Annotated in this window: 19 protein-coding genes and 1 tRNA gene; 4 read left to right on the forward strand and 16 right to left on the reverse strand. The window is 34.5% G+C overall.

Annotated features, from left to right (window positions below; translation table 11 throughout):
- The first annotated feature begins 17 nt into the window (after positions 1–17).
- Together H0V01_15810 and H0V01_15815 are read left to right on the forward strand one after the other, a co-directional pair.
- Complete coding sequence (locus H0V01_15810) at positions 18–1,667, forward strand: mucoidy inhibitor MuiA family protein (GenBank protein MBA2584835.1); 1,650 nt, start codon at positions 18–20, stop codon at positions 1,665–1,667.
- A 217-nt stretch (positions 1,668–1,884) separates the two neighbouring features.
- Positions 1,885–3,027, forward strand: a complete 1,143-nt coding sequence (locus H0V01_15815; protein MBA2584836.1) for a DEAD/DEAH box helicase — start codon at positions 1,885–1,887, stop codon at positions 3,025–3,027.
- A 109-nt stretch (positions 3,028–3,136) separates the two neighbouring features.
- Here the strand turns inward: H0V01_15815 and H0V01_15820 are convergent, their stop codons facing one another.
- The 16 genes from H0V01_15820 to H0V01_15895 all read right to left on the reverse strand — a co-directional run bounded on the left by H0V01_15820 (position 3,137) and on the right by H0V01_15895 (position 19,028).
- Positions 3,137–3,802 (reverse strand): hypothetical protein, encoded by a 666-nt coding sequence (locus H0V01_15820; GenBank protein MBA2584837.1) that lies wholly within the window; start codon positions 3,800–3,802, stop codon positions 3,137–3,139.
- Positions 3,786–4,685: an N-acetylglucosamine kinase gene (locus H0V01_15825; GenBank protein MBA2584838.1), complete on the reverse strand. Its 900-nt coding sequence runs from the start codon at positions 4,683–4,685 to the stop codon at positions 3,786–3,788. Before H0V01_15825 ends, H0V01_15820 begins: the two co-directional genes overlap by 17 nt.
- A gap of 105 nt (positions 4,686–4,790) precedes the next feature.
- Positions 4,791–5,105: a TonB-dependent receptor gene (locus H0V01_15830; GenBank protein MBA2584839.1), complete on the reverse strand. Its 315-nt coding sequence runs from the start codon at positions 5,103–5,105 to the stop codon at positions 4,791–4,793.
- A gap of 183 nt (positions 5,106–5,288) precedes the next feature.
- A complete protein-coding gene (locus H0V01_15835) occupies positions 5,289–5,978 on the reverse strand; it encodes a response regulator transcription factor (GenBank protein MBA2584840.1) in 690 nt (229 codons plus the stop codon).
- Positions 5,979–6,117: 139 nt separating this feature from the next.
- Positions 6,118–6,945, reverse strand: a complete 828-nt coding sequence (locus H0V01_15840; protein MBA2584841.1) for a hypothetical protein — start codon at positions 6,943–6,945, stop codon at positions 6,118–6,120.
- A gap of 230 nt (positions 6,946–7,175) precedes the next feature.
- Positions 7,176–9,131 carry a PD40 domain-containing protein gene (locus H0V01_15845; GenBank protein MBA2584842.1) on the reverse strand — a complete coding sequence of 652 codons (1,956 nt, stop codon included), beginning with the start codon at positions 9,129–9,131 and terminating at the stop codon, positions 7,176–7,178.
- 51 nt (positions 9,132–9,182) lie between these two features.
- On the reverse strand, positions 9,183–10,100 hold the full coding sequence (locus H0V01_15850; GenBank protein MBA2584843.1) for a ribonuclease Z: 918 nt from the start codon (positions 10,098–10,100) through the stop codon (positions 9,183–9,185).
- 18 nt (positions 10,101–10,118) lie between these two features.
- A complete protein-coding gene (locus tag H0V01_15855) occupies positions 10,119–10,484 on the reverse strand; it encodes an STAS domain-containing protein (GenBank protein ID MBA2584844.1) in 366 nt (121 codons plus the stop codon).
- Positions 10,485–10,543: 59 nt separating this feature from the next.
- On the reverse strand, positions 10,544–11,488 hold the full coding sequence (locus H0V01_15860; protein MBA2584845.1) for an aspartate carbamoyltransferase catalytic subunit: 945 nt from the start codon (positions 11,486–11,488) through the stop codon (positions 10,544–10,546).
- Positions 11,485–12,039: a bifunctional pyr operon transcriptional regulator/uracil phosphoribosyltransferase PyrR gene (pyrR, locus tag H0V01_15865; GenBank protein ID MBA2584846.1), complete on the reverse strand. Its 555-nt coding sequence runs from the start codon at positions 12,037–12,039 to the stop codon at positions 11,485–11,487. Before pyrR ends, H0V01_15860 begins: the two co-directional genes overlap by 4 nt.
- A 295-nt stretch (positions 12,040–12,334) precedes the next feature.
- On the reverse strand, positions 12,335–14,176 hold the full coding sequence (gene rpsA / locus H0V01_15870; GenBank protein ID MBA2584847.1) for a 30S ribosomal protein S1: 1,842 nt from the start codon (positions 14,174–14,176) through the stop codon (positions 12,335–12,337).
- A gap of 566 nt (positions 14,177–14,742) precedes the next feature.
- Positions 14,743–15,966: a 4-hydroxy-3-methylbut-2-enyl diphosphate reductase gene (locus tag H0V01_15875; protein MBA2584848.1), complete on the reverse strand. Its 1,224-nt coding sequence runs from the start codon at positions 15,964–15,966 to the stop codon at positions 14,743–14,745.
- Between the two features lie 81 nt (positions 15,967–16,047).
- Entirely contained in the window at positions 16,048–16,746 is a 699-nt protein-coding gene (locus H0V01_15880) for a (d)CMP kinase (protein MBA2584849.1), read from the reverse strand.
- Between the two features lie 51 nt (positions 16,747–16,797).
- Positions 16,798–17,832, reverse strand: a complete 1,035-nt coding sequence (gene porQ / locus H0V01_15885; protein MBA2584850.1) for a type IX secretion system protein PorQ — start codon at positions 17,830–17,832, stop codon at positions 16,798–16,800.
- 73 nt (positions 17,833–17,905) lie between these two features.
- Positions 17,906–18,427: a shikimate kinase gene (locus H0V01_15890; GenBank protein MBA2584851.1), complete on the reverse strand. Its 522-nt coding sequence runs from the start codon at positions 18,425–18,427 to the stop codon at positions 17,906–17,908.
- A 142-nt stretch (positions 18,428–18,569) separates the two neighbouring features.
- Positions 18,570–19,028 (reverse strand): hypothetical protein, encoded by a 459-nt coding sequence (locus H0V01_15895; protein ID MBA2584852.1) that lies wholly within the window; start codon positions 19,026–19,028, stop codon positions 18,570–18,572.
- A gap of 156 nt (positions 19,029–19,184) precedes the next feature.
- Here H0V01_15895 and H0V01_15900 point away from each other — a divergent pair, with 156 nt between their 5' ends.
- The gene (locus H0V01_15900; protein MBA2584853.1) at positions 19,185–20,348 is read left to right on the forward strand and encodes a hypothetical protein; all 1,164 of its coding nucleotides are present in this window, start codon (positions 19,185–19,187) and stop codon (positions 20,346–20,348) included.
- 117 nt (positions 20,349–20,465) lie between these two features.
- Positions 20,466–20,538 (forward strand) — tRNA-Lys (locus H0V01_15905).
- The last annotated feature ends 231 nt before the right edge of the window (positions 20,539–20,769 follow it).

Here is a 20,769-nt window from a genome sequence, read left to right on the forward strand (position 1 = left end):
AACTAAAAAACAAAACTATGAAAAACATGACTTTAGTATTGATGGTTTTCCTATCGGGAAATCTCTATGCAGTAAATGAGAAAATCACAAAATCTAAAATAGATAAAGTTACGGTATTTCTCCAGGGAGCCCAGGTTTACAGGAGTTGCAGTCTTACCTTAACCCCCGGAATTACAAATATCGTTATTGAAAACCTTGAACAAGGCATTGATTCCAAAAGTTTACAAGCCTCAGGAACTGGTAATTTTATTATACTCGATGTTAAGCAAAATGTAAAATACCCTGATGCAAACCAGAAAATCAAGGTTTTCTCAAAAAATTCAAAAGAAATACTATTACTGGAAGATTCTCTATTGGCCCTTGGTTATGACATAGAAGAATTTGCAAACAGGAAGGATGTATTAAATATAGAAAAGCAAACCTTGCTTAACAATAAGATTATAAAAGGAGAAGCAAAAAACGACACACTCCCACAATTAAAGGAGGCACTTATTTTCCTGAGAGAAAAACTAAATAACATTAATTCGGAATTACTAAGGCTCAAAAAAGAAAATCAAAAGTTAATGGTTAAGCAAAACAGGATTCAGATAAATTTGAATGAGTTAAAAGCTTTGGATAACCAGGTTGCATCTAACCAAAAAAGCAATATCAACTACCAGCTTATAGTGATGGTTTCATGTGAAACTGCAAATACGGCAACAATAAACATCAACTACCTTTTACAAAATGCAGGCTGGACTCCCTCTTACGACTTAAGAACCAAAAGCACAAACTCGGCCATGATGCTTACTTATAAAGCGAACGTATACCAATCAACAGGAACAGATTGGGATAATGTAAAGCTTACGCTATCCACCAACAATCCGAACCTTGGCAATGCAATTCCTGTGCTTTCGCCATTTTACCTGAATTATTACAATGAATACCAAAATAAAAGAAATAAATATGCTGAAGAAAAAGAATTAACAAAGGCCGAAAAAACCATTTCTGCAGCCCCTTCTATGCTCAGCCAAAATGATGCTTTTACAACAGCTGATTACACTTTAATGGAAAAGACCATGCTGAGTTTTGAATATGTAATCAAACTTGCCTACACTATACCTTCTGACGGACAAACACATATTGTTGCCGTTCAGAATAAGGAAGTACCGGCCAATTTTGAACATTTCGCCATTCCTAAGCTTGATAACAATGCTTTTTTACTTGCCCGTTTAACCGGCTGGGACGATTTAAATTTAATTCCCGGAACTGCCAGTGTATTTTTTGATGATGCTTATGTAGGAGCAACTTATATTGATCCAAACAATACAAACGACACCCTGGATCTTTCTATGGGCAGGGATAAAGGCATTGTAGTAAAGCGAATTAAATTGAAGGACAAAACAAAGGAGAAAATATTTGCGGATTACAAAACCAACACGGTTACTTATGAAATAACATTGCGAAACACCAAAGAAAACAAGGCGATGTTTACCCTGGAAGACCAAATTCCTTTTTCTCAAAATCAGGAAATAAAAATTGAATTAAAAGAAGGCTTTGGTGCTAAACTTGATGAAAACACAGGAAAACTGGTTTGGAAATTCAATTTAAAACCCAAAGAAATTAAGACAATTATTATAAGTTACGAGGTTAAATATCCGGCAAATAAAACAATCGCCAATTTATAAAAAGGAACTTCGGGAGCAGGTAATTATTGAAGCGCTTGCTCCAATTTCCACATTTGTAAAAACAAAAAGGAATAATTAAAAACGAGTTAAAAATTTGAACTAAAAAAAGGCTGTCCGCTTGGATGGCCTTTTGTTATTTATAGCATTTAAAAAAATTAATACATGTATATTTGGCTTTTGATAATTCAACTAAACCCTTATATACTAGAAAGCAAAAATGGATTTTACTTCATTGGGTTTGTCACCTTTTTTATTAAAAGCAATAGCCCAACAAAATTACGATCAGCCCTACCCCATTCAACAACAGGCCATACCTGCCATATTAAAGGGTAAAGATATTTTAGGAATTGCACAAACAGGATCGGGAAAAACCGCAAGTTATGTACTGCCGGTATTAATGAATTTACAGGCCAAACCGCTTTCTAAAAACAGGTTTGTTAATGTATTGGTGTTGGTGCCTACACGTGAACTTGCAGAACAGGTTAAAGAAGTATTTAAACTATTTTCTTCCGCACTTCCTGAGCGTATTAAAACTTTGGCTGTTTATGGTGGAGTTTCAATAAACCCGCAAATGATGGCTTTGCAGGGTGTAAATATTTTAGTTGCAACTCCTGGCAGGCTTTTGGAATTGGTTGAATCAAATGCAGTTCATTTATCCCAAATTGATACCCTTGTTTTGGATGAGGCAGATAAAATGCTCAACCTTGGCTTTAAGGAGGAAATGAATCGAATTTTTGCACTTTTGCCAAAAAAACGTCAAAACCTGTTATTTTCTGCAACTCTGAGTAATGACTTAAGCAACATTAATCAAATTTTATTGCATAAACCTGTTGTAATAAAAATTGAAACAGAAGGTGTTAATGTTGATTTAATCACTCAGCTTGCCTACGCTGTAACTGAGGAGAAAAAAGGCCCCTTGCTACGTTATTTAATTAAGCACAATGAATTAACCCAGGTTCTGGTTTTTACATCTTCTGTTTTTCAGGCTGATACTGTTGCTGCCAAACTCCGAAAGAATGGAATTGATGCCATGGCAATTCACAGTAAAAAAAGTCAGGGTGCCAGAACGGAAGCCCTAAGGAGATTCAAATCAGGACAGCTTCGCGTATTGGTAGCAACCGATTTAATATCCAGAGGTATTGACATTAAATTTTTGCCCTATGTTATTAATTATGAACTACCGCGTTCTCCTAAAGATTATGTGCATAGAATTGGAAGGACAGGACGCGCAGAATCACCAGGGCAGGCCATTTCCCTTATTAGCCCCGAAGAGGAACATCACTTTAAAATTATACAAAAAAAGATGGGCAAAATGGTGGAAACAATTAATGGTGAAAGCATTAATTTACACGGATATTAAAGAGGTAAATTTAGCAAGGATCCCTATTCCAGGTTCAATAAAAATCAAATTCAAATAGCTTGTTTTAGTGCAGTTATTGAAGGAAAAAAAATTAAAATTCTTTCTCAGCTTACACTATGGAGGGCTTACTCAGCATACTGGCCCCTTTATACATAAAATAAAGGCTTAGCATAGTTATTACATGTCCAATATCATTGTAGTTAAACCAATGAGTTAAGGAAATTTTATTTACAAATATCAAAGCCGAAGAAAATGAGATCAGAATTCCTAAGGCAATTAACATTCCACCAAAGTTTCTGTTTTTGACATAATCTCTGTAAAAAACAACCATAACGGGAATTAAACCTAAAGCAATATTTACAACTACAACTAAGAAATTTTGAAACACTAGTATTAAAATGGCGGTAATTGCAACTTTAGTAATAAACAAGTATCTGAATTTAATAAGCATTTCCTGCTTAAAAAAATATTTAGCAGTGGCAGATTCAGCAAAGTAAATTGAGCTTACAATCAAAATTTGCATTATTAGCCATAAGTTAAGCTGAATATATTCTCCGGTATAATAAACAAAACCATGAACAACTGCTCCAAGCAAAGTGGAAATTCCCATAATACTGAAATAATTTTTCCAGGCACGCTGGAAAGGATTCCTACCTATTAATTTATAGGTCCAGAAAAAACACAACAAAGCCATTATAACATTGGTTAAAATAGTCATTGGTTCATAGAGGATTAATCCTGCTATTTCTATCCAGAATTTATTGCTTTGAGTCAAATTCCCCCAGGTGATATAAAGTTAATCCCGCAATTGGTGATTCAATAATTTTATCTGTTTCCAGCCCTCTTTCCAGTGCAATTCGGGTTAAATAATTACTGAAATAAAAACCAACCGAACCAACTACATTTAATTTCAGTTGATTATTTGGTTGATATTTGCAAATATGTTTGTCAAAAAACTGATTCAAGCAAAGAGTTACAAGGTCTGATATATATTGATCTTTTAAATTTTGATAAATAAATTTACTAAAGCCCGCTAAAAACCTGTTTGGGAAAGGTTTTTTATAAACCGCATCTAAAATATCTTCCTTGGATAATTTAAAACGGGTAATAAAGCGCTGGGCTATATGCTCTGGTACTTCCTTGTTTAAATAATCCTTTATAAAAGTTTTACCCATGTGAGCCCCGCTTCCTTCGTCTCCTAATATAAAACCAAGGGCAGGAATATTTTCAACAATGTTTTTTCCATCATACCAACAGGAATTAGAACCTGTACCTAATATTGCAGCCAGCCCGGGATTTGTGCCACAGGTTGCTCTTGCCGCAGCTAACAGATCATGATTCACCTCAACATTAGCCTCTGGGAATACTTTTTTCAGCCCCTCTTGCACAACAGCACACTTTATCTCAGAAGAACAACCAGCCCCATAAAAATAAATGTCAACTCCGCCTAAATCAATTCCAGAAGGAAGTTGATGAAAAAATTCATTTTTTAAGATGCTTGAAATATCTTCTGAATCCTGAAAAAAAGGATTAAAACCCTGGGTTTTTAGCTGATGTATTTTAGAATTATTATCAACAAGTCTCCAGTCTGTTTTTGTAGAACCGCTATCTGCAATTAAAAGCATAGGTAAAATAAAAAGCGGCCCTGGAAAATCCAAAGCCGCTGTAAATTTAATAAAATTAGTTTTAAGAATTTACTGTAAAAATCAAACTGAATTCAAAGTAAAAACAACACAGAATGCAATCCTGTTAAATGTTGATTTTTATACCAGCATTAATTTGTCTGAAACCATCGGGCATAATACCTGATGAAACTCTATGAAGTCTTGAACCCTGGTAGATTTCATAATGTTTTTACCTGTAGCAAAAAGTGTTATTCCTTTAACAAATTTATTTTTTGAACCAGCAAATGAATAGGAAGGATTCACATCAACAGTTGAGAAAGCTTTAAGTTTTCCAACTGCACCTTCGCCTGTTTCATTTTCAAAATTAAGGTAATCGGTGTATTGGGTTCCAACCATGTTATAATTTGCACCTATGTTGAATCCTTTAAAACCATAGTTAATGGAAAAGTCCATAATTGTAGCAGGAATGTAAGGGGCTGCATTGGCTGAAATGCCATCTTTTCCGAATTTGTAATCCAGTTTCTTGATTTTAGAAAAATCATCGGAACAACCAGATTTTATACAAAATAATCAAAAAAAGTGAAAATGGAATAGGTTGTTTCAAAAACAGATAAAGACCCAATTAAAGAAAAATCCTTAATTGCTGGTTGATGAGAAAAGATATTTATTGGGGCTAATAATTTCTTTTTTGATTGCGTAAATTACAATTCCTGCTGTATTGTTTACACCTATTTTATTCATGATGTTTTTGCGGTGGGTATTAATTGTATGCGGACTTAAAAAGAGCAGGTCTGCAATTTGTTTATTCGAATAGCCCTCTGCAATAAACTTAATGATTTCTTCTTCTCTATCAGATATGTTAATGCCCTCACATGTTGCAAAGGAACTAATGCTTAATGGATTTGCATTCTCTGTTTGGTTTACAATTACATCCAAAACCTTGCTGCAGTAAAACTTCTCTGCTTTTGAAGTGGAATAAATAGCCTCAATTATCTCCTCTCTGTCACAGTTCTTTAAAAGTATACTAGTTACACCTATTTTTATTGAAGAAACAAAAAACATTTTGGTTTGATCCTGAATAATAGCCAGTATATTGATTCCTGGAGCCAAAGCTCTTATTTTTGAAATATCATCCAATTGAAATGCTGATGAGGCATGGTCAATTATTAAAACATCTGGACAGCAAGAGCTAAGATATTCATATAATTCAGTTGAATTTTCTGCTACTCCGATGAAAGAAAATCCTTTTACAGACTGTACCAGGGATTTCAAGCCCTCGGCAGCAATAAACTGATTATCAGCAATTAGAACTTTTATAGCAGGCATTCCTTTCTTTGCTATTTAGAATGTTTTTAAATAACGATACAAACATACAGAGTAAACAGCAATAATCAAAATGTTAATATCAACATATACTAATTAATTCAAAAATAATTAAAAGCATTTAATTATTCATGAATCAGCATTAGCTTGCCCTAAAAACTCCACCACCAAATTTAAGCCTTAGAAAGGGTCCTCCCAGATTAAAAACAGGACCTCCGGGGATATTTGCATTAAACTTATACCAACCCTCTGTAGGCAGAGAGAGAACATAACCAAGGGAAACACCAAAATGAAAACCATTTAAATGAATAGGCGTTGTGAAATAATTCATGTTCAATGAAAAACTAAGTAAAAAACTATTGGTAGAAAGTTCAAGTGAAGGGCTAGGGCTTGCTAATAATTGATTAAACAAAACTCCATTTGCTTTTTCTGCAATCTTCAAATTCGATCTTCCCCTTCCAATACCAATAAGCGGGTATGCCAGCACTTTGGATGAAGCAATAGTTCTGTAACCTAAGTTAAAAAACATATAACCTGAATTAAGGCTGGCATCAAAATCTGTTTGGTTTTTTGTTTCTGTGAAAATAAAATACCCCTCGGCTCCTACTAAAAAACAACTGTTCATACGTAAAAAATTACCTCCAAATGCTACTGCATAATCTGAGAAAACTGGATAGTTATTGGAATTTAGCGTCTGGTTTAAGTCATCTATATTCAAGAGTGACCAACCATAGGAAAATGAGCCCATAATACCCGTATATTTCCTAAAAATACCTGTTGTATCTATTGGATCAGCACTGTTATTAAGTGTAGTATCCTCTTGTGTTTCAAGCCTTATTTGTTCAGTTTCTTTAATTGGTGTTTGTTCCTCATTTTGTTTCTGAAATGATTCAGTTTGTTGTGCAAGACTACCAAAAGGAATTATAGCAATTAAAATTATATAAAAATAATTCAATAAGGATTTTTGCATAGCTTTCCAAACTTTAAAATGTCTTTTATTAAAGTTCGGAAAATTTCAAGAATTGCACAACAGGGAATTTAAATTCAGGTAAATTGATAAAGTTTATTGGAAATACTGGAAGTATCCGTTGATTGGAATACCAAAAAAAATGAATTAACCTATTTGAAAAAAGGATATAAATGAATAAAAGGGATTTAAAATCCAAGTGAATTCATTAAAATTCTGAAACTAACCCTACCCTATTTTGAAATTACTTTAAACTCAGTTCTCCTGTTCAAGGCTCTTCCTTCTGGGGTAGTGTTATCAGCTACGGGCATGGTATCCGAATAACCCTTATAACTTAAACGATCAGAAGAAACATTGTTTGTAACCAGGAAATTATAAACAGCTTTACCCCTGCCATCTGAAAGAGCGATGTTTGATTTTTTATCACCAACATTATCTGTATGTCCGCCAATTTCAATTTTAATTCCCGGATTTTTAACCATGAAGGTAACCAGTTTATTAAGTTCCACTTTTGATTCATCTTTTAATTCTGAGGAAGCAGTTTCAAAAAATACATTTTTCAAAACAACGATCTCACCTTCTTTAATGGAATGAAGAGGAATATCTTTTTTAGCAGGTTTTGTCAATGTACCTTTTTCTTTGAGGGAAAAATTTTCAGAATAAAAAAGGTAACCTCCTTTAGAAACATTTAAAGCATAATTTTTATGAATTGGAAGTGAAACCAAAAACTCTCCATTGCCAGGATTTGAGAAGGATTCAACTACAAGTTGTCCAGTTTCCAAATCGATGAGTTCAAACATGGCTTCAAGAGGCTTTTTGGTTTGGCTGTCAAACACAATCCCTTTAAAATAAGTAACCATTAATGGTTTATGCTGATCAGGCATTTCAAAAGAATAAATATCCAAACCTCCAAAGCCGCCTTCACGATCGGATGCAAAATAAGCGATATCACCACTAGCACCAACAAGGAGACTGTTTTCATCCTTAAAAGTATTTATGGGAAAACCAAGATTTACTGCCGGTCCCCAATCCCCGTTTTTATCCTTTCTTGAAACATACAAATCCATCCCTCCCATTCCTGGATGGCCATTTGAAGAAAAATACAAGGTTTGATTATCGGGATGAATAAAAACAGATTCCTCTTTTTCGGGTGTATTTATTTTACTTCCAAGATTTACAGGATTCGTCCATGTTCCGTTTTCTTTAATTTGACTCATCCAAATATCAGCCTCACCCAGGCCCCCATTTCGGCTACTTGTAAAATAAAGTGATTTTCCATCCGAAGAAAAAGAAGGTTGTGATTCCCATTTAGAAGAATTAATTGGTTGGCCCATATTAAGAGGTTTGCTCCAATTTTCACCATTCTTTTTGGAATAAAATATATCACAGCTTCCATATCCTTTTCTTCCAGGTCCATATTCACCATACATATCACAGGCGGTAAAAATAAGGATCTGGCCATCGGCAGAGAGTGTAGGAGCACCCTCGTTCATTATTGTATTGATAGGAGGCCCCATATTAAAAGAAGGTAACCATTTCCCCTGATCTTTAAATGAAATGTAAAAATCCTCCTGGCTTCCCTGCATAGCTTTTTCATCTCTTCTGTTTCTTGTAAAAAGCAGGGTTTGTTCGTCTGCTGTAATAGCTGGAAAATATTCATGTTCAGCAGTATTGATACTACCGGCAAGGTTAATCGGATTAAATGGAACAGGAGATTTAACAGCCAGAGCTCCAAATTCACAGGTTACCATTTCTTTTTTTGCAAGCTTTTCCATATCCGGGTGCAGTTTCCCAAAGGCCAGCAATGCTTTATAGCTTTCCAAAGCCTTTTCATACTGCCCGGTTTTCAATAAGGCTAAACCAAGCGTATAATATAAACTTGAGGTATATCGTGGATTAATTTCAAGGGCTTTTTCAAAATATTCTATGGCTGATTTAAAATCTTTGCCATCGAAATAAATAGTCCCCAAAATTATGTATGGATCAATAAATAAGGCATCCGCGTTAATTGCCTTTTTCAATTCAACAATCGCTACTTCATCATTCCTGCTTTCATAGGCTGTTTTACCAGCATTAAAATGTTTAATCGCTTTTTTGTTTTTGCTTTGAAATTCCTTTACCTGGGCAAATACACACATATTTAATGACAAGGCCATTATTAGTAACAGAGATGAAAACTTAAAAGCCATAATTTACTTTTTTTTGAAAACGAAAAACAATTCAATAAATTCTTAAAATCGCTACAATTTTATTTCAAAAGATTCGCCTTCAATAGCAGGAAGGGTTTTCTTAAACACTTTTTGTGCCTCCAACACAAGTGGCTCTACGTCCTTGTACCTTGCGGAATAGTGTCCGATAATAAGTTTTTTCACATTTGCTTTTGCCGCAATTGTTGCCGCCTGTTCAGCCGTACTATGAAAAGTTTCTTTTGCCCTTTGCACAAAATCCAGTGTAAAAGTAGCCTCATGGTACAATAAATCAACGTTTTTTATTTGTTCAATTATGGCTTCATTGTATGCTGTATCAGAACAATAGGCATAAGAACGGGCAGGAGGGGAATCGTAAGTGAATTCACCATTTGAAATTACCTTTCCCTGTGGGTCTATAAAATCTTTGCCTTCTCTTAAATTTCTAATATCCGTTATTGACAAGCCATATGCTGCTAATTTTTCTTTCTTCAGTTTCTTTAACCTGGGCTTTTCCCTAAAAAGAAAACCACAACAGGGAATTCTATGTTTTAAAATAATGGTTTCAACTGTAAAATAGGGATCATCAACCAGTAAAATACTTTTATCAAACTTTAAATAATTAAAATTAATTTGATAGTTAAGCCTGGTATCTGAGGCTTTCAACTGAAGGTTAATGATATTTTCTAAATCAGCATGGGCATGAATTGTGAGGCTATTTTTTCTTCCAAGTAAATGCATGGTAGAAAGCAATCCAATAAGCCCAAAGTAATGATCGCCATGCAAATGACTGATAAAAACATGGTTAATGCGTTGCATTTTAACTTTGTATTTTCTCAATTGCATTTGAGTTCCCTCCCCACAGTCAATCAAAAAAAATCGCTCAAGTATATTAAGCACTTGAGCGGTAGGGAATCTGTTTGAGGTTGGAGTGGCTGAACTGCAACCCAAAATTGTCAGTTCAAATTTCATAGTCTTTGGATGAATTTCCTATTCAAGATCGCGTTCTATTTCCTCCATAAAAAGTAAATCCATAGCCTCATTTAGAGTAGGAGTTATTTTAAGAATCGTATCAAGCTGCGAAATTGCAATTAATTTTTTTACTGAGCTTTGTAATCCTGTAACGATAAAAGTACCATTGGCATTCTTACACAAACGATTTCCTACCAAAATAGCACTCAATCCAGATGAATCACAATAACGTGTATCGCTAAGATCAAGAATTATATTTTTTTCTCCATTTGAATTAATAACCACTAATTCAGATTTTAAAATCGGAGATATGCTACTATCAAGTCTTTCTGCTGTTGATTTAATCAGCGTAAATTTTTCATTTTTGTCGTAAACAAAGCTCATAGTACCTATTTTATTTAAGCAAATTTAATTAAAAATAATTACATGGCAAACTCTTAAAATCATTGCTTGTAGCTGCTTGAGTCTATTTTACCTGCCAACAAATATAAAACTGCCATGCGCACTGCAACTCCATTCTCCACTTGGTCCAGAATAATTGATTGCTTTGAATCAGCAACATCACTGGTGATTTCAACCCCTCTGTTTATTGGACCTGGGTGCATAATTGTAATTTCTTTATTAAGACTATCAAGTAATTTTTTACTTACCCCATATTGCATGGTATATTCTCTTATTGATGGAAAAAATCTTATGTCCTGCCTTTCCATTTGTATGCGCAGCATGTTTGCAATATCACACCATTCCAATGCTTTTCTCAGATTATATTCCACCTTTACATTTAATTGCCCAATGTATTTTGGGATTAATGTTACAGGTCCGCAAACCATAACTTCTGCCCCCAATTTCTGAAGACAAAAAATATTAGAAAGTGCAACCCGAGAATGCATAACATCGCCAACTATTACAATCTTCTTACCAGCCACATCTCCATATTTTTCCCTTATTGAATATGCATCCAATAAGGCTTGGGTTGGATGCTCATGTGCCCCATCTCCTGCATTTATAATTTTTGCTTTTACGTTTTTGGAAAGAAATACTGCTGCTCCTGCATTGGGATGACGCATTACCACAATATCCACTTTCATTGCAAGGATATTATTTACCGTGTCTATAAGTGTTTCGCCCTTGCTTACCGAGGAGGAGGAGGATGCAAAATTTATAATATCAGCAGAGAGCCTTTTCTCTGCAAGTTCAAAAGATAATTTTGTTCGGGTTGAATTTTCAAAAAAAAGGTTTGCAATGGTAATGTCCCTTAAAGAAGGTACTTTCTTCATCGGGCGATTGATAATCTGTTTGAAATTATCGGCAGTTTCAAAAATAAGGTTAATGTCATCGGAAGTAATTTCTTTTATTCCCAAAAGATGATTAACACTTAATTTGCTCATATTTTATCTGTGTTTGGGGTATATAATAAAACTTTGTCTTCGCCTTCTAATTCCCTCCATTCTACTTTAACTTTTTCGGTGGAAATGGTATCTACTGTTTTTCCTATATAATTGGGTTGGATTGGTAAATCCCTGCTAAAGCGGCGGTCAATTAGCACTAAAAGTTCAACCTTTTCTGGTCTTCCAAAAGCAAGCAAGGCATCAAGGCCCGACCTTATTGTTCTGCCGGTAAAAAGAACATCATCCACAAGTATTACTTTTTTTTCCTCAATGATAAAATCCATTTGGGTTGAATTTGGAATTAACACCTCATCTCTTCTCCTGAAATCATCCCTGAAAAAAGTAACATCAAGGTTACCGCATTTTATGTCCTTAATGTTTAGTATTTTTTTTAATTCTTTATGGATTCTCAATGAAAGGTAAATTCCCCGAGGCTGCAAACCAACAATTACAGTGTTGGAAAAATCGTTGTGGTTCTCAATAAGCTGATAACAGAGCCTTTTTATGGTGAGTTCAAAGGATTTACTGTTTATGATAACTACTGGCTCCATTTTTTTTAGTTGTGCAAATATAATTTATTTTATACTCATTTTACCTTTGATGCATCGATAATAAATTTACCGCTGTTTTTTTTCTTTTCCAGGGGTATTTATTTAAAAAATCATAAGTAGGTGTTAACCTGTTCATCAGGGCTTATGCTTCAGCCTATGAAGGCACTGTTTCATTATTTATTACTTATTGTGATTTAATGGTTTACTGGATTTAGCCATTGTCGAAATTATTGATTTTTTGTAAAAAAAAAGCCCGGTCAGTTGACCGGGCTTTTTTAATTTTAAACCAGAATTTTTATTCTTCAGTCTTAGGCTTTTTTGTAGAAGCCTTTTTCTCGCTCTGCTCTAATTGGTCTTTCAGATTAGAAAGTACGTTAATGTCACCCAATGTAGTTTTTTCTACATTTTCCTTCACTTTTTTAACGGTTTTCTTTTCTGATTTTTGTTGTTCTTTCTCCGTATAATCTTCAGAACGGTTGCCAGATACAGCATCCTCATGAATACGTGAATGAGAAACGATTATTTTCTTGTTTTCTTTATTGAATTCAATCACTTTGAAATCCACTGTTTCTTCAACCTGTGCGGTTGATCCATCAGCTTTTACCAAATGCTTGCTAGGGGCAAATCCTTCAACACCGTATGGTAATGAAACAATAGCGCCTTTTTCAGCCATGCTTGTGATAGTTCCAGGGTGCAATGAATCTAATGTAAATACAGTTTCAAATACATCCCAGGGATTTTCTTCCAATTGTTTGTGACCAAGACTCAATCTTCTGTTTTCTTTATCAAGTTCCAAAACAATAACATCTATTTTATCACCTATTTTGGTAAATTCAGAAGGATGCTTTATTTTTTTAGACCATGAAAGATCAGAAATGTGAATTAAGCCATCAACACCTTCTTCCAATTCAACAAATACGCCAAAATTGGTAAAGTTTCTAACAGTTCCGCTGTGCTTGGAATTAACCGGATATTTCTGGTCAATTTCAGCCCAAGGATCTGGAATAAGTTGTTTAATACCCATTGACATTTTTCTATCTTCTCTATCAAGCGTTAAAATGACAGATTCGATCTCATCACCAACTTTAAGGAAGTCCTGTGCACTGCGTAAATGTTGCGACCATGACATTTCAGATACGTGGATTAATCCTTCAACACCCGGAGCAATTTCAACAAATGCTCCATAATCTGCAATAACTACCACTTTACCTTTTACTTTGTCACCGATTTTCAAATTTTCATCAAGTGCATCCCATGGATGAGAAGTAAGTTGTTTTAAACCAAGTGCAATTCTTTTCTTGTCATTGTCAAAATCAAGAATAACCACATTGATTTTTTCATCCAGTTTAACAACTTCTTCCGGATGATTGATTCTGCCCCATGAAAGGTCAGTAATATGTATAAGGCCATCAACACCACCAAGGTCAACAAATACACCATATGAGGTAATATTTTTAACTGTTCCTTCAAGCACTTGCCCTTTTTCAAGTTTAGAAATAATCTCTTTTTTCTGTTGTTCAAGCTCCTCTTCAATAAGTGCTTTGTGAGAAACTACAACGTTTTTAAACTCATTGTTGATTTTCACAACTTTGAATTCCATTGTTTTTCCAACATAAACATCATAATCCCTGATTGGCTTAACGTCAATCTGTGAACCTGGAAGGAATGCCTCAATACCAAACACATCAACGATTAATCCACCTTTTGTTCTGCATTTTACAAAACCTTTAAGGATTTCATCTTTTTCAAGTGCTGTATTAATTCTTTCCCAAGCCCTAAGCGATCTTGCCTTACGGTGAGAAAGCAATAATTGACCGCCTTTGTCTTCTTGTTTTTCAACATAAACCTCAACAATATCGCCTACTTTCAAGTCAGGATTATACCTGAATTCAGATAAAGCAACAATACCATCTGATTTATAGCCTATATCAACAAGTACTTCCTTGGTGTTTTTTGCTACTACTTTTCCGTCAACAACCTCATGCTCATCAACTGTTTTAAGTGTTTGTTCATACAAACTCTCAAGCTTTGTTCTTTCTTCTGAGGAGTATATTTCTGATCTTTTACTAAGACCACTCCAATCAAAATTCTCTAATGTCACAGTTTCTTCACTGCTTTTTTGTTCATTTTCTGCCATTTTATTTTTTTTTGGCTTTAATTGCACTTGTTCTCCGGAAAACAAGCGGGTTTAACATATCTGCCCCGGTAACGCAGATTTTCCTCTAAAAAAGGACGGCAAAGATACTGTTAATCATTGAAAAAAAGAAATTTTCAGTGCTAATTAAATAATGGCCTACTTTTATTTCGAGTTGTTTTTATAACTGAATGACTGTTAATATATTGTAAATAACTTAGAGTTAAATGGACTTAAGGTTAATTTTTAGTAAAAAGCATTGTTTGATTTTTTTTAGAATCCTTATTTAAAAGACTAATTTGGTTTTATTGGATACATTTAATTTCACTCAAAGGGCGCAGAGAAAAAAAACGCAAAGACGCAGAGAATTTTCTTTTATGGCTTAATAGGATTCGAAAAACACTTGATTTCACGCAAAGGGCGCAAAGAAAAAAAATACGCAAAGAGGTAGAGAATTTTCTTTTATGGCTTAATAGGATTCGAAAAACACTTGATTTCACGCAAAGGGCGCAGAGAAAAAAAAACGCAAAGACGCAGAGAATTTTCTTTTATGGCTTAGTGTGATTCGATTAACATTTAATTTCACTAATAACCTCATCAATGCTCCTTGCGGCTTCAAAAAATGAAAGAAGTTTTTGAATTACATTTTCAACAACACTATCAGGACAAGATGCTCCGCTGGTAACGATTATTGTAAGCGGGGATTTTGAAGGGAGGAAATTATTTGTTTTTAGTTGCTTTTGATTGTGATAATCAAAATGATTGATTGTTTCCCTTGATTCAATTTCTTTATGGGATGAAATAAAATAGGTGGCAAATTTTCTTTCGCATAATTCAACTAAATGAGAGGTATTTGAACTGTTATATCCTCCTACTACTATGGCTAAATCGGCATGTTCTTTTAATAAGCCATAAGTAGCATCCTGGTTATCATTGGTAGCATAACACAAAGTATCCCTTGTGTCAGAAAAATGGTCTTTATAGTCTACTGCGCCATATTTCTTTATCATTGTGTTTTTAAGAAAGTCAGCAATTTGTTGTGTTTCAGTGGCAAGCATGGTTGTTTGATTTACCACACCTATTTTTTGAAGGTCTTTTTCACAGTCAAAACCATTTGAAAAACGACCTCTAAAAGCTTCATAAAAGTCATTTGCAGAAACTTGGCCAAGAATATAACTTTCTATTTTTTTGGCATCCTCCAAATCCTTTATCACTAATGAAGGTCCGTGAACCTGGCTATGTGAAAAAGTAGCTTTGGTTTCCTCATGGTTGTGCTTTCCGTGAATAATGATAGTATGCTTATCGCTTCCTAATTTTTCAGATTTTTTCCAAACACGTTCCACAAAAGGACAGGTAGTATTGTATTTTTGGGTTTCAATGCCCTTTTCCTTAAGTATTTTTTCAGTTTCAAGGGTAGTGCCAAAGGCTGGAATTAAAACAATATCATCAGAGGTAATTTCTTTCCATTCGATTAACTGCTTGCCTTGAGTATCCATAATAAAATTAATCCCTTTTTCTTGCAAATCAGCATTTACATCTGGATTGTGGATCATTTGAGAAAGCAAGAAAATCCTTTTTCCAGGGTTTTCTTCAACGGCACTCTGTGAAATTTCTATTGCGTTTTCTACCCCAAAACAAAAACCGAAATGCCTGGCAATTAAAAATCTAACTGGTCCAAAATCCAGCAATGCAGGGGTTAAATCTTTTTTCTTTGGATCCTGAATTTTACGAAGTTCTTTTATCCGGGATATAATTGAACTTTTGTAATGAGCAGGAATATTGAAAGTTTTCATTCTTAAAATTAAGTAAGTGGTTGTTAAATTACCGCTTGGTATTTAAAACATCTTTGCAGATTTAAGGCGTATTTATTACTCCTACTCTCTTATTAACTGCATGTCTTTAACCAACCTTAAAACGTAATCAAGCTGTTGTTGCTTGTTCAAATCAGTGTTATCCAGAACTATTGCATCATCAGCCTTAATTAGCGGATTTTCTTTTCGGTTTGTATCATCAAAATCTCTCTGGAGTAAATTCTCCTTGATTTCATCCTTAGAAACCTTCACTCCTTTTGAAGTGAGCTCATCATACCTTCTGTAAACACGAATTTCAGGATCAGCAGTCATGAAAATCTTTAGTTCTGCATTTGGGAAAACAGCGGTGCCAATATCTCTGCCATCCATTACTATTCCTTTGCCCATTCCCATTTCTTTTTGCAAGGCCACCATTCGTTTTCTTACTTGTTTTATCTGGCTAACCTTACTAACCTGTTCGGAAACATCCATCATACGTATGGGTTCCTCAACATCCTCATCATTTAAATAAATATCCGATTTTTTAGTCACTGAATTGTAATGAAAACTCAAATGAATCCTGTCCAGGTTTTCTATTAGCTTTTGGATGATCAGTTCTCCGGCATCATTAATAAATCCCTCACGCATTGCAAAAAGAGTGATTGCCCTGTACATTGCTCCTGAATCAACATATTTGTACCCCAGTTCTGATGCCAAGGCTTTTGCTATGGTACTTTTTCCACAGGAAGAATACCCGTCAATGGCTATGTTTATCTTATTCAAGGTTTGAGCTGCTTTGTCTGCAATATTAATCAATAGCTTTTAAAAGAAAAATTAATTTCTTGAAAAACTTGAAATATTGGTTGTTATTGTAAAATGGTTGGATGCTCCGGCTAAATGATAGGCGGCCCTAGCATAACTCAAATGGAATTTTGAGATTCTAAAACCAAAACCCCACGAAAGACCTATGGTTCCTGGTTTGCTGGCAACTTTCAATTCTTGTGATCTTTGTACATTATAACCAAACCTGACACTAAAACTCTTGGTTGGCATAATCTCAACTCCTGCAACTAAATGTCTTAAAGTATTTCCAAAAAAACCAGGACTCTTTGTTTGTTCATCTCCAGTTACGGTGTTAAAGTTTGAGGTTGTATCCTTTGGAACCATTCTTAGTCTTTGCATGTTATCAAAGGCAAGGGAAAAGCGAAAAGGGGCATGAGAAAGCTTTTTTGACACCTCAATTTTCATTTCAGTTGGCAAGGGCTCAGTATTTCCTTTTCTATAGGCTACTATTTGAGTTCCAATGTTTTTTGCAAGAATTGCAGCACCAAAACCATCTTCCTCATTAAAATATGTACCTGCCAAATCAAGTGCCATTCCAAAGGATTGATAACTTTCCAAGGCCGAATAAAGCAACTTTACATTGGTTCCGTATGACAAATGTTTTCCAAATCCTCTACCCCATCCAAAATTTAAAGCATAATCACCAGCAGAAAATTCACCTGTAATTTCACCATTTGGATCTGCACGGGTAAACCGACCATAGTTCATATATTGCATACCCAGACTAAAGCTTCCCTTGTCCTCATAATTTTTCGAAAAACCAACAAACCCGGAATTTATATCCGAAAAATAATTCAAATAAGTCATTACAAGGGAATTATCCATTAACTTATTCAGCAATGCAGGGTTTACAATGCCAAGAGATAAATCATTGTCTTTTACTGAAATAAGGTCCCCACCAAGTGCTGCAGTTCTTGCAGAGGAAGGGAGGTTTAGAAATTCATAAGAGGAGCTTCCACCCACCTGAGCAAAGGTGCTGATTGCAAAATTTAATGAAAGAAAAAGCAACAGCAGTGACTTTGACATAGGAGAAAATATCTCTCTTAACGTTCTTAATGTTCAATTATTGTTTTTGAAGGATGGCAACAAACAGCATTATTTACGCCTCAGGTTGCAGCACCTTTTCCAGGAGAAAAGCAGAAAGTTCTTCCAGATTTAAATCCTTTGCTTTTACTTTATAAGTTGATAGTGCGTAAAAGGGTTCTCTCTCTGCCAGTTTAGTTCTTATAGCCATTCTTAGTTTTTCACCCTCCAGATTATCGAGAAGTGGCCTTTGGTGTTTTGCGTTTTTTAATCGCACAAAAAGAGCATCAACACTTAACTTTAAATAAATTGAAACTCCTGAGGCATTAATTAAATTCATGTTATGGTTAAAACAAGGTGTGCCTCCACCTGTCGAAATCACAACATTACTTTTAGATGCAAGTTCTGCAAGGCATGCAGTTTCAATATTTCTGAAATATTCCTCACCCTTTACATTTAATATTTCAGCAATTGTGCTTTCATGTCTTTGTTCGATGTACTGATCAAGGTCTATGAACTCAAAACTGAGTTTACCTGCAAGTTTTTTACCTGTTGTGCTTTTTCCGCACCCCATGAATCCTGTTAAGAATATCAGCATAAATGTATGTTTTAGTTTAAATGAAATTTGAAATTTACATGTAACAAAATACTGGTTTAAGTATTATTCTCTTTATTTCATTTATCATTGTTTTTTAATTTACTTTAATTATGAAAAATCCATAACAAGTAAAAAATCCAGTTTAATTTGGCCAAACAGCGATTTCAAAATCATTGATAAAAACTCCATAATTTATGCTATTGAGTTCACCTTCTTCATAATAAAGATCAACCATAGCATCATCAAAACTAATTCGCTTTTCGCCCCACTCCTGTTCTTCAATATCTATTTCCTTAAAACCTTTGCTTTTAAACAATTCAATTATTTCCTTTTCTTTCAAATTAAAAATCATCTGTCCCCATAAAGTAACCATATTGTTATCTACTTCAATGGATGTTAATTTAAGGTCATTTTCCTCATCAAAAAATAGAGAAATACCATTTGACCAATAATGCCAGATAAGGGTTCTAATTTCGCTTTCAGGTTCCATTTCCTCAACTTCCTCAGGTTCACCCATTATTTGAACAACCTCTTCCGTAGAAATACCAAAATTAAGTTCTCCAAGACCTTTCATTGGATTTATTTCTAAATTTACATTCATATTGCCCTTGTTTTTGTATTACACAATAATAAAGTTATTTTCGCAAAAATGAAAGACAAATAAAATATTCTTGCAAATATCATTCTTTATCAAACTATTTCATTTGACTATAGAGTTAATTAACAATTAAGAAGTTTCGGTTTTAAAATAAAATCAATGAAAATTATAGCAGTAAATTCTCCAGACACCATAAGAGATTTTCATAAAGTGCCTTTTATAATTTATAAAGACGACCTTAATTATGTACAACATTTAAAAAATGATATTGAGGGTGTGTTCGACAAGAATAAAAACAAGTTTTTCAGACATGGGGAAGCAACTAGGTGGATTTTAAAAAATGAAAAGGGTGAATTACTGGGAAGGGTGGCCGCATTCCTAAATAAAAAGGACATCAAACCCAATAAAATTGCAGTTGGTGGAATGGGTTTTTTTGAATGTATCAACAACAAGCAGGCTGCCTTTACACTTTTTGATCAATGCCGCGAATGGCTCTCATCTAAAGACATTCAGGCTATGGATGGACCAATAAATTTTGGAGAACGAGATAAATATTGGGGATTGATAACAGAAAACTTTACCCTTTCACCCTATTATGCACAGAATTACAATCCGGAATACTATATTTCTTTTTTTGAATCCTATGGTTTCCAGGTGTTTTTCAAGCAATTTATTTACCACCGTAGTGTTAAAGATGCTTTGCAGGAAAAATTCATTCAGCGTGCAGAGCGCATTGCAAGAGATTCGAGGTACAGTATACAAACAATTAAAAAAAACAACCTTCCCAAATATGCTGAAGATTTCCGGACCATTTACAACCGGGCATGGGTAAAACACGACAACCACAAGGGTATGCCTTATCCGCAAGCTATGGCATTAATGAAAAAAATAAAGCCGGTAATTGATGAAGACCTTGTGTACTTTGTCTATTTTGAAGACAAACCAGTTGCTTTTTATATTTCGCTTCCTGAAATTAATCAATTGTTTAAATACGTAAATGGCAATTTCAACTGGCTGGGAAAATTAAAATTTCTTTACCGCAGGTGGCGTGGAGCTTGCACCACATCTTTTGGAGTAGCCTTTGGAATTGATCCTGATTTTCAGGGAAAAGGACTTGAAGGAGCTATTTTCAATGAATTGGGTAAACGCATACAGCCAACCATGAAGTACCAGGATATAATTATTACATGGATAGGTGATTTTAATCCTAAGATGATTCAGATAATAGAAGGACTTGGGGCAAAAAAGATAAGAACAATGGCTACATTAAGGAAATTATTTGACGAATCTGCTCATTTTGAAAGAGCTCCAATAATAAAATAAAATTAATTATGTTTGATTTTCAGCAAGCTAAGTACTAATTAAACATTTTTTAACAAAGGATTTTGTATTATTAAATATTGATTATATATTTGCACTCCCAAAAAAAACAAAGGGAATGATTCCGTAGCTCAGCTGGTAGAGCATTACACTTTTAATGTAGTGGCCCTGGGTTCGAATCCCAGCGGGATCACAGAAGGAGTTTCAACTAACTTCAATATGATTCAAAAGCCTGTAAATCAGAAGATTTACAGGCTTTCTTGTTTCAGGATAATTCAGAATAATTCAGGAATCTTCAGGGATCAAGCGGAAAAGTTGGGGGGAATGAACAAAAATCATTTCTTTGCAAAAAATATTCTACGTGCAAAGAGATGAAAACCACAGCTTGGCAAACTTGATTTTGCCAGAAGGGATCTTGGAATTT

It is taken from the genome of Bacteroidota bacterium (assembly GCA_013696965.1).
Lineage (GTDB): Bacteria > Bacteroidota > Bacteroidia > JACCXN01 > JACCXN01 > JACCXN01.